The organism is Christiangramia sp., from assembly GCF_029937855.1.
Taxonomy (GTDB): Bacteria; Bacteroidota; Bacteroidia; order Flavobacteriales; family Flavobacteriaceae; genus Christiangramia.
In genome coordinates this window covers 103,017-113,604 of record NZ_JAPYPC010000010.1, presented here as the reverse complement: position 1 = coordinate 113,604, position 10,588 = coordinate 103,017, and the positions used below count along the sequence as shown (strand labels likewise).

At 36.9% G+C, this 10,588-nt stretch carries 11 protein-coding genes; 8 read left to right on the top strand and 3 right to left on the bottom strand.

Features of this window, described 5'->3' with window-relative positions; all coding sequences use genetic code 11:
* Positions 1–84 precede the first annotated feature (84 nt).
* The gene (gene rpsT / locus Q1K34_RS07800; RefSeq protein ID WP_300436839.1) at positions 85–333 is read left to right on the top strand and encodes a 30S ribosomal protein S20; all 249 of its coding nucleotides are present in this window, start codon (positions 85–87) and stop codon (positions 331–333) included.
* A gap of 854 nt (positions 334–1,187) precedes the next feature.
* Here rpsT and Q1K34_RS07795 read toward each other — a convergent pair.
* Together Q1K34_RS07795 and pepE are read right to left on the bottom strand one after the other, a co-directional pair.
* A complete protein-coding gene (locus Q1K34_RS07795) occupies positions 1,188–2,102 on the bottom strand; it encodes a glutaminase (protein ID WP_300436836.1) in 915 nt (304 codons plus the stop codon).
* Between the two features lies 1 nt (position 2,103).
* Positions 2,104–2,811, bottom strand: a complete 708-nt coding sequence (gene pepE / locus Q1K34_RS07790) for a dipeptidase PepE (RefSeq protein ID WP_300436833.1) — start codon at positions 2,809–2,811, stop codon at positions 2,104–2,106.
* A gap of 114 nt (positions 2,812–2,925) precedes the next feature.
* On the opposite strand from pepE, the gene Q1K34_RS07785 reads away from it, so the two are divergent.
* The 6 genes from Q1K34_RS07785 to Q1K34_RS07760 all read left to right on the top strand — a co-directional run bounded on the left by Q1K34_RS07785 (position 2,926) and on the right by Q1K34_RS07760 (position 8,453).
* A complete protein-coding gene (locus Q1K34_RS07785; protein ID WP_300436830.1) occupies positions 2,926–3,693 on the top strand; it encodes a hypothetical protein in 768 nt (255 codons plus the stop codon).
* A 104-nt stretch (positions 3,694–3,797) separates the two neighbouring features.
* Positions 3,798–4,559 carry a carboxypeptidase-like regulatory domain-containing protein gene (locus Q1K34_RS07780; protein WP_300436828.1) on the top strand — a complete coding sequence of 254 codons (762 nt, stop codon included), beginning with the start codon at positions 3,798–3,800 and terminating at the stop codon, positions 4,557–4,559.
* A gap of 89 nt (positions 4,560–4,648) precedes the next feature.
* Entirely contained in the window at positions 4,649–5,155 is a 507-nt protein-coding gene (locus Q1K34_RS07775) for a DUF6702 family protein (protein ID WP_300436825.1), read from the top strand.
* 63 nt (positions 5,156–5,218) lie between these two features.
* Positions 5,219–7,519: a M1 family metallopeptidase gene (locus Q1K34_RS07770; RefSeq protein WP_300436822.1), complete on the top strand. Its 2,301-nt coding sequence runs from the start codon at positions 5,219–5,221 to the stop codon at positions 7,517–7,519.
* Positions 7,520–7,601: 82 nt separating this feature from the next.
* Positions 7,602–7,883 carry a twin-arginine translocase TatA/TatE family subunit gene (locus Q1K34_RS07765; protein ID WP_300436819.1) on the top strand — a complete coding sequence of 94 codons (282 nt, stop codon included), beginning with the start codon at positions 7,602–7,604 and terminating at the stop codon, positions 7,881–7,883.
* A 12-nt stretch (positions 7,884–7,895) separates the two neighbouring features.
* Positions 7,896–8,453, top strand: coding sequence for a phosphatase PAP2 family protein (locus Q1K34_RS07760; protein WP_300436816.1), 558 nt, complete (start codon positions 7,896–7,898; stop codon positions 8,451–8,453).
* 2 nt (positions 8,454–8,455) lie between these two features.
* On the opposite strand, the gene Q1K34_RS07755 is transcribed toward Q1K34_RS07760, so the two are convergent.
* Positions 8,456–9,097, bottom strand: a complete 642-nt coding sequence (locus tag Q1K34_RS07755; RefSeq protein ID WP_300436814.1) for an O-methyltransferase — start codon at positions 9,095–9,097, stop codon at positions 8,456–8,458.
* 88 nt (positions 9,098–9,185) lie between these two features.
* Here Q1K34_RS07755 and kynU point away from each other — a divergent pair, with 88 nt between their 5' ends.
* The gene (kynU, locus tag Q1K34_RS07750; protein WP_300436812.1) at positions 9,186–10,472 is read left to right on the top strand and encodes a kynureninase; all 1,287 of its coding nucleotides are present in this window, start codon (positions 9,186–9,188) and stop codon (positions 10,470–10,472) included.
* Positions 10,473–10,588 lie beyond the last annotated feature (116 nt).

The following is a 10,588-nucleotide window of genomic DNA, read 5'->3' as shown; positions in this document are numbered from 1 at the left end:
TTAGGACGCCAGGTTTTCATCCTGGTAACAGGGGTTCGATTCCCCTACGGACTACTTTTAAAAAACATTTAAATAACAATTGTAATGGCAAATCATAAGTCAGCGTTGAAGAGGATTCGTAGCAATGAGACAAAGCGTCTTAGAAATCGCTACCAGCATAAAACTACCAGAAACGCGATCAAGAAATTGCGTGAGGCCGATAAGAAAGAAGCTGAGGCGATGTTGCCTTCTGTTATTTCTATGGTAGATAAATTAGCTAAGAAAAATATTATTCACGATAATAAAGCTGCTAACTTAAAGTCAAATTTGACTAAGCACGTCGCAGCACTTTAATTTTAGCAGTGTTCAATTTATAAAAGAATGCTTTCCGATCTTCGGGAGGCATTTTTTTGTTGGGGTAAATTAGAGTCCTCTCTCTTTGAGTATGATCCTTCAATTCTAAGTGGAAAACGAATTCCTGCTTTCTTCAATAAATTCTTTGATTAGCCTCAATTTAATTTGAGAGTCTAAATATTTTCTTGATTACAGGGAAATGAGTTTCTTAAATAAGTTAAGATTGCCAACATTATCCAGTTTAGGATACTTTGTCTGATAAAAATTTTAAAGAACAAACCTGAATTCGGGATTTTCGATAGTTCAAAACATTTTATACTATCTGTACTCTGCTTTTACAAATTTTCGAATGCTGCCCTTCTTTAAAGTACACAGTTCTAAAAATTATTTTGTTTATCAGTTAGTTAAATCAAGTCTAACTTTTTCTTATATCCAAAAACCTAGCGGTCTAGTTTCTCAAACCAGACATGAGTGTTTTTCATATACAAGTGTATTCTCCCACTAGTTTAAACACAGGTAGATTAGAATATCATTATTAATTATAGATTGTAAATCAGTGTATTATGGCGTGTATTGAGTTAAAAATATAAGAACAATCCTCCTAATTTTATATTCTAATCTTAAAAAGAGTTTTTCTCTTTTTTAAAAATCTGGGGGGATGATTTTACTAATTTATTATATACTATGTGCCGTATTAATTATAGTCGCAAGTTTTCTATGGATAAGAATGTTGCATCTGAATAAAACATGCGAACAAATACTAAAGAAGGAAAAAAAGCGACTAATCATTTTAAAACGTATGAATAATGAGCAGAAAATGTGCTGAAATGATGAGTTACTACTTAATTCTAATTTTAGAAAACCGAAACTCCGGTTAAAGTGGTAAGTCTTTCTAAAGCTTTCATGCCTAATTCAGAATTTCCTTTTTCATTTAGAATTGGACTCCAAACGGCCACAGAGTAGTTATCGGGATGAATAGCTACGATCCCGCCACCAACACCACTTTTTCCCGGTAAACCTACCTGAAAGCTGAATTCGCCTGCTTCATCGTAAAAGCCACAGGTTTGCATTAAAGCGTTGATCCTCTTTACTGTTTTAGGTTTAAGGATTTTTTCTCCTGTTTCTAAAACTCTTCCTTTATTGGCAAATATCATAAATGCTTTTGAAAGTTGTGCGCAGGACATGGACAGAGAACATTGATGGAAATAAAAATCTACAATTGGTTCTACATCGCATTTAATATTCCCCAGTGCTTTTATATAATTTACCAGGGCAATATTTCGGTAGCCGGTAGATTTTTCAGACTGGGCTACGGTTTCATCATATTTAATGCTTGTATCCCCTGTAATTTTATGCACAAAATCCAATAATTCACGTTTTGGATCTTTAAGCTGATCAACCAAAATATCAGAAAGTACTAAAGCCCCGGCATTAATAAAGGGATTCCTTGGAACTCCATTTTCATATTCAAGCTGGGTAAGACTATTAAATGGATCTCCGGAAGGCTCTACATTTAGGCGATCCCATAGATCTTCCCCCATTAAACGCATGGCCATGGCAAGGGTAAATACTTTTGAAATACTTTGAATGGAAAAGCATTCATCACTATCACCGAAACTAAAATTTTCCTGATCGCCACAATACACGTGCATTCCAAATTTTTTGCGGTCTACCCGGGCTAATTCCGGAATGTAAGAGGCTACTTTTCCAGACACATCCCGGTAGCTCATTTCCTCATATATAGTATCAAGGATTTGCTGGTAATTCATCTTAATTTAAATCGGTTAAGTTGGTTCCTGTCTCTATTTCGAAAGGTAATTTATCCTTTTTAAAAAGCCTTGCCTGTAACGTTCCTTTTAACGTAACTTTATTATCCCTCAACTCTAACCAACTTCCCTCTCTAAGTCCCACAACCGGTTGGGAATTTAAGTGGTGAAATTCTTTGATTCTTGTTTCTCTCGTTTCCCCTTTATGTTCTGAATTGGGATCAGGATCTAAATAGTGCGGATTTATATTAAAAGGAACGAGTCCCAGAGTTTGAAAAGAAGGAGGATAGACGATAGGCATATCATTAGTAGTTTGCATACTTAATCCTCCAATATTGGTGCCGGCACTGGTTCCCATATAAGGTGTACCGTTTTTTACCACCGCTTTAATGGTATTCATCACCTTATTTCTGTACAATTCTGAAACCAGCAGGAAAGTATTTCCGCCGCCGGTAAAGATTCCCTGGGTGTTTTCAATTGCTTTTGCCGGATCTTCAAATTCATGGATACCTTTTACTTTTATTCCAGCTTTAGAAAAGGATTTAGCGGCTTTACTGGTATATTCTTCATGTGACATTCCGCCGGGCCGTGCATAGGGAATGAAAATTATTTCTTTTACATCCATATACAATTCTGGTAAATGCGGAACTAAATATTCGAGATAATCCTGATTATGTAATGTTGAGGTACTGGCAAGTATCGCGTTCATCATATTTTTTAGTGTAAATTTAGATAAATGCGTTTATTAACAAAAGTTTACCTCTCCTTAGAGGCTAAAACCTATTATTCGGCGTTTTAAAAAGATACGAGTGCTAACCAATTCGTCTTGATCCGAAAAATTAATTGTAGGCCCCTGGCTCTTTTTTTCCTGTTACTTTCCGCAGGTTCTCAAACATTCTCTCAGGAAATACAACTTCTGGAAGGGCAAATTCTGTCTGATAGTATTTCACCTTCAAATATCCATATTGTTAATTTGAATCTGGAACAGGGAACAACAAGTGATGCTTCCGGAAAATTCAAAATTTATGCAAGAGCCGGAGATACTATTTTCTTTTCTTCCGTTCAGTTTGAAAATAGGAATTGGATAGTAAGAGATTCAAATTTTGATAAACCCATAGAGGTTAAATTAATTGATAAGTTCAACGAATTGGAGGAAGTGCAACTGGATGATATTAAATTGTCTGGCGTTCTTTCTGAAGATATCACCAGAATGCCTAAATCAATTTATGAAAAACTGGGCATTCCTTTTCCTAAACCTAGAAGGAGTAGCCTGGAACTTGCCATACAATCTGCTACGGGAGAAGGGCCAATGATTTCAGTTATCAATCAATTAAATGGAACCACAGAGCGTTTAGAGAAAGCCGAAGAAAATAATAAGACTGCCATTCTGGTGAATAAAGGTTTGAACATTATAGGAAAAGCTTTCTTTGTGACTCAACTGGAGATCCCAGAAAAGGAGATTATTAATTTTTTATTTTACTGCACCGAAGATCCTCAATATAAAGAACTTGTAAATACCGAGCGTGTTTTAAAATTGATTGATTTTTATAAGATGAAGATAGATTCTTTTAAGAAATTGCGGGAACTGGATTAAAATCACTTTTTTTGTAAGATATGATAGAGGAAAAACCCAAGATTACATTTAAAACATGGAAAAAAATTTTCCATTCACCGGCCCTTCTGCTATTTATAATGCTTATGAGTTCCAGTTCTTATGCCCAGGAATCTCTAATCCTGAAAGGTCAAGTAGAGGCCAAAAGTCTGGATATTGAAAAGATTCATATCATCAACCTCAATCAGGAAAAAGGAAGCGTGACCAATGAAGATGGTTATTTTCAAATTATCGCCAAAGAAAATGATAGTCTGTACGTGTCTTCCGTTCAGTTTGAGAATAAATTCTTAGTAGTGACTAAAGAAATGATGAAAAGCGGTAGCCTGAAGATACTGTTGAAAGATAAAATGAATGAACTTGCTGAAGTAAGGATAGATGATATAAAACTATCTGGATACCTGGTAAATGACCTGAAAAAGATTTCCATAACCGAAGTAGAAACCAAAAACAGGCTTCAAAATAACCTGAATGAATTTATAGAAAAAGATAAAAAGTTAAATCCTTACACAAAACCTAATCCTGTTGGAGGGATTAGGGTAGATAAAATAGCCGGTGCGGTGATAGATAAACTGTCCGGGAATTCTGAAAAATCGAGAAGTTATACCGCCAAAGAACTGGTTAATAAAAGTATTGCGATTGTTGGTCAGGAGTTCTTTAGAGAGGATCTTGAACTAAATGATAATGAGGTCTGTAATTTTTTATATTTCTGTACGGAAGATCCGAGATTTAAACATCTGGTTATAAATAATAACGCATTTGTGTTGATTGAATATTTTCAAACGCAAATTGGTGATTTTAAAGAGAGAAGGGGTGCTGCCCTAAATACTACCAGAGAAATTCCAGGCTAGAAATTTAAACTATTGGCCTTTTCTTTTGTCTTATAACCGATAATACTAAACAGTCAGTTTGGTTTGATATTTGCTCAAAAATCTTAAAAATGTATATGAAAAAAGTTTTCCTTCTTTTCTTTGGACTGGTTTTTTTATCGTCTTTCACCACTCTGGATCACGAAACCTATCTTAGTGTTACCGAAATAGAATACAAACAGGAGCAGAAGAATGTTCAAATAATTTCTAGAGTATTTATCGATGATTTTGAAGATGTTCTCAGTAAACGATATCAAAAGGATATAAGTTTGTCGTATAAGGAGGATCTTCAAAAGCATAAAGAGATCATGGAAAAGTACCTTGATAAAAAATTGCAGGTTACGGCAGATGGTGAGATGCTGGATCTTCAGCTCTTAGGAAGTAAATTTGAAGCAGATCAGATTGTACTTTTTATAGAGGCTATAGGTGTGGAGAGTTTTAAAAAAGTGAAAGTAGAAAACCTTATCCTAAGCGATCTTTTTGATGCTCAAAAAAATATTACCCATGTAAAAAAAGGGGGTGAAATAAAAAGTATGCTGCTTACAAAAGCTAAGGGCAGTAATACGGTTAATTTTTAGAAAGCTTTCTTGGATGGAAATAAAAATTCTTATTTTTAGCAATCTTAAATCAAAACAAACTAAATGAAGAAATTAAACATGTTATGCTCCGTGTTCTTAATGTTCGTTTTCGCAGGTGTATCTGCCCAGGAAACTGAACAACAAGAACCGAGGCAGGAGGGTCACACGAACCAAAACAAATTTAGGCAGATGTATCAGGAACTTGCCACTCCAAATCAATATAGAACGGCCTCCGGAGCTCCCGGACCGGCATATTACCAGAATGAAGCCGATTATAAAATGGATATCGTTCTGGATGATAAAAATTCAGTAATAACTGGAGAAGAGACGATTACCTACCATAATAATTCTCCCCAGGATCTGGAATATCTTTGGGTTCAGTTAGACCAGAATATTCGTAAGAAAGATGCCCCGGCTCTTTTAAAAGATGGTGATGGAATGGCTCCGGTAACCACACCGGGAAGGTTTACGAGTAATTATTTGGAGGAAGCATTTGACGGAGGTTTTAACATTCAGGAAGTTTCCAGAAATGGAGCTCCTTTGAAATATACCATTCATCAAACCATGATGCGTATAGACATGGCACAGCCTTTAAAAGCTGGAGAAAGCTATACCTTTGATATTAAATGGAATTACCAGGTGAATAACCACGTTACGAACCGTGCGCGTTCAGGTTACGAATTCTTTCCTGAAGATGGGAATAAAGCTTATGTGATCGCTCAGTTCTTTCCAAGAATGGCTGTTTATAATGATGTGGAAGGATGGCAAAATTACCAGTTCTGGGGAAATGGTGAATTCGCGCTTCCGTTTGGGGACTATGAAGTGAATATCACTGTGCCGGCAGATCACGTTATGGAGGCAACGGGAGAACTTCAGAATAGAAAAGAAGTATACTCTAAAGACATGATAAAACGTTACGAGCAGGCTAAAAAGACCTATGATAAGCCGGTTCTAATCGTTACACAGGAAGAAGCTGAAAAAGCTGAAAAAGGTTTTTCCAATAAAACCAAAACCTGGACTTATAAGGCCGAGATGGTTCGTGACTTTGCATTTTCGACTTCCAGAAAATTTATCTTAGATATGATGGCGGTAGATGTTATGGGAAAAGATGTGATGGCAGTGTCCCTTTATCCTAAAGAAGGAAATCCTCTCTGGGAAGAATGGTCAACTAAAGTAGTTGCAAGTACATTGAAGAGTTATTCAGCTCATACTTTCCAATATCCTTATCACAAAGCGGTTTCTGTTCATGCAAAGAATCAGGGGATGGAGTATCCTATGATTTGCTGGAATTATGGTCGCCCGGATGAAGACGGAAATTACAGCGATCGTACCAAATTTGGAATGATGAGTGTGATTATACATGAGGTTGGACATAACTTCTTCCCGATGATCGTAAATTCAGATGAACGTCAATGGGGATGGATGGATGAAGGAATCAATACATTTGTTCAATATGTGGCAGAACAGGAATTTGCAGAAGAATATCCTGAAGCGGTGGCTCCAAACGATAAATATCCATCCAGAAGAGGAGAACCTAGTAAGATTGTACCTTATATGAAGGGAAACCAGGATTTTATTTCTCCAATAATGTCCAATCCCGAGCAGGTTCATCAATTGGGGAATAATGCTTACGGGAAACCCGCAACTGCTTTGAACATTCTTCGGGAAACAGTAATGGGACGTGAGCTTTTTGATTATGCTTTTACTACCTATTCCAAAAGATGGATGTTTAAACACCCAACTCCTGAAGATTTTTTCCGTACCATGGAGGATGCTTCAAGTGTAGATCTTGACTGGTTCTGGAGAGGATGGTTCTATACTACAGATAATGTGGATATAGGGATTAAAGAAGTGAATAAATATTATGTAACAGATAATCCTACGGAAGCCGGAAGGGAAATGTTGAAGCGTTACGGTACTTCTCCTGAAGAAACTAAGGCTTTATATGTAGTTTCTGAAGACGATGCGGAATTTAATGAAGACATGAAAAAGAAGTCTTTACTAGAAAATTCTGAAACCCTGCAGGCCTATGTAATGGATAATTTTACAGAAGAAGAAAGAAAGAAACTTAAAGCTCCAAAGTATTTCTATCAGGTGGTGTTTGAAAAGCCAGGCGGATTGGTAATGCCTCTTATCGTTGAGGTGACCTATGCCGATGGGACCTCAGAAAAAATGACCTATCCAGTACAAATCTGGAGAAAGAACGATCAACTTGTGAGTAAAGTGATCCCTTCTAACAAGGAAATCACCAATATTACAATAGATCCCGATCTTGAAACAGCAGATGTAGATATAAATAACAATAGCTGGCCTAAGAATGAGAATAAGAATGAATTTGAAGAATTTAAAGAATCTCAAGACTAGTCATTATTAGTGTTAATATTTAAGCCGACTTTAACGAGTCGGCTTTTTTTATGCTTAGATTTGTAATTATATTTGTCCCACTATGTATACGTTACCTTTATTTATTAGCGGAGCTGAAATTGCTTTTATCATGTTTATCCTGGTAATGGTTTTTGGCGCCGATAAAATCCCGGATATCGCCAGAGGATTAGGAAAAGGCATGAAAGCTGTAAGGAATGCCTCCAATGATATTAAAAGTGAAATTCAGAAAAGTGCCGATAAGCAGGGCATCGATACAGATTTCACCAAAGATGTAAGAGGTGAGATAGATAAGGTAAAGGAAGATATAGACGAGATCACAGGTTCTGTAAGACGGAAGCCCTAAATTTTAAGATGAATGTGGGAGCAAATTGAGCATTGGGACAGAGAGCTCTTTGTATATCTTAACAGCCTGGGGATCGAAAAGTATGATGCCTTCTGGATATTCGTTACTGATCCGCGGCACTGGATTCCACTTTACCTGCTATTCTTTGGGTTTTTCTTTCTTGCATTCCATTGGAAGAAAGCTACATTTTCTTCACTTTTTTTGCTGTCCACGGTTTTTACCACCTGGGGTTTTACCAATCTGGTCAAAGGAATTGCCTTGAGATTGAGGCCTAATAATACTCCAGAGCTTATTGAAGTGATACGCATACTTCAGGAGCCAACCAATTATAGTTTCTTTTCAGGTCATTCCTCGACTTCCTTTGCGGCAACCACTTTTCTCGTTCTCGTAATTTCGCAGAAAACAAAATGGATTTACCTGGCATATATCTGGCCAATCATCTTTGTGATGAGTCGTATCTATGTGGGAGTTCATTACCCCGGGGACATTATTGTGGGGATGATTGTGGGTATTATTATAGCCATTATATTTTACAGGCTTTACGATCGCTCTGGAAGAAGATTATATTAAGGTTATTTGACCCTGCTAAGTGTTAGCCCGTCCCTAATAGGTAAAATAACGGTTTCTATACGTTTATCTTCAGCCAGCATCTTGTTATATTCTAAAACTGCCCGGGTAGATTCATCATCATCTTTCACATCCATTATTACTTTACCAGACCACAGAACATTATCAGATAATATTACTCCTCCCTGATTCATTTTATTAATAATGAGCTCAAAATATTTTGGGTAGTTAGGTTTATCGGCATCTATAAAAACAAGATCAAATTTAGAATCGATATTGGGTATAATTTCAATTGCATCTCCCAGATATTGCTTTATTTGAGAGTTATATTCTGATGCTTCAAAATATTTCTTCTGAAAATCGTAAAGTTCCTCATTCACATCTATGGTATGGAGCATACCATTGTCTGCTAAACCTTCTGCAAGGCATAAAGCTGAATAACCCGTATAAGTCCCGATTTCTAGAATACTATTCGGGGCTTTCATTTTGGAAAGCAGACTTAATACACGTCCCTGATAAGGACCACTCAGCATCCTCGGCTGTAAGATTTTTTGGTGGGTTTCCCTGTTAAGTTGATAAAGCAACTCAGGTTCTTTTTGAGAATGCTCTACAATGTATTCATCTATGTTTTCGGGTAAAAAATGCATGCTTTTTTTTACAAAATTAAGGTTTTATACGGTGTTTATGTCCTGTTCCATTTAAAACGAAATTGTATTTTTACGAAAATTTCAAAATATGCAGTTCAGGAATTCCAGGGAATTTGCCAGGCAGTTAGATAAAGAAGACAAACTTTCAATATATAGGAATGAATTCATTTTCCCAAAAGTGAACGGGAAAGATGTAATTTATTTTGTAGGCAATTCATTGGGACTTCAACCTAAATCGGCCAAAAAATATGTAGATGAGGTCATGAAAGACTGGGCTGAACTCGCTGTGGAAGGTCATTTTTATGCAGAAAAATCCTGGTGGGATTATCATGAACGCTTTTCCGGGAAACTAGCGAAAGTAGTGGGCGCGAATCCTTCCGAAGTAACCGTTATGAATACGCTTACGGTAAACCTTCATCTATTAATGGTTTCCTTTTACAGACCTTCTGGAAAACGCTATAAAATTATTTGTGAGGAAAAGGCTTTCCCTAGCGATCAGTATATGATTTCAAGTCAGGTAAGATTTCATGGTAATGATCCCTCTGATGCAATTGTGGAAATTAAAAAGCGAGAAGGGGAGCATAATTTTAGGACTGAAGATGTCCTTAAAAAAATTAAAGAAGTAGGAGAGGAGTGTGCGCTTGTACTTGTTGGAGGTGTGAATTATTATACCGGGCAGGTATTTGATATGAAAACGATTACTAAAGCCGGTCACGATGTAGGTGCATTTGTAGGCTGGGATCTGGCACATGCCGCCGGAAATATTGAGTTGAAGCTGAGTGAATGGGAGGTGGATTTTGCTGCCTGGTGTAGCTATAAATATATGAATTCTGGTCCCGGAAATGCTTCTGGCTGCTTTATCAATAAGAAGTACCATAATAAAAAAGATATTCCAAGATTTGAAGGCTGGTGGGGCCATAACAAAGAAAGGCGATTCTTGATGGAACCAGAATTTCAACCGGAACCCACCGCCGATGCCTGGCAAATTAGCAATGCTCCTATTCTCGCTATGGCTCCATATCTGGCTTCGCTCGAAATGTTTGATGAAGTTGGAATGCCCGCTTTAATTGAAAAACGAAATAAGATTGTTGCCTACCTGGAACATGTATTGCATGAGATAGATAAGGAAGTTGATAGTTCTTTTGAAATTATTACCCCGGCAGATCAGGAGAAAAGAGGCACCCAGCTTTCGATGTTTCTACATGGAGAAGGTAAAGAACTTTTCAGCTATTTAATGGATCAGGGAGTGATCACAGATTGGCGGGAGCCTAATGTTATAAGATTAGCGCCTGCTCCCTTTTATTGTTCATTTGAAGATATGTACGAGTTTGGACAGATTCTGAAGAAAGGGATAATGGAAAAGAAAAAGGCATAATTATAAAACAAGAGATTTCTCACTTCGCGGAGCTATTTTTATTTTCATCTCAACCGAAAAGAGAGATCCCCTGCTTTAGAATTATTTTCTTCTAGGTATATTTTCGCTTCGCTTCG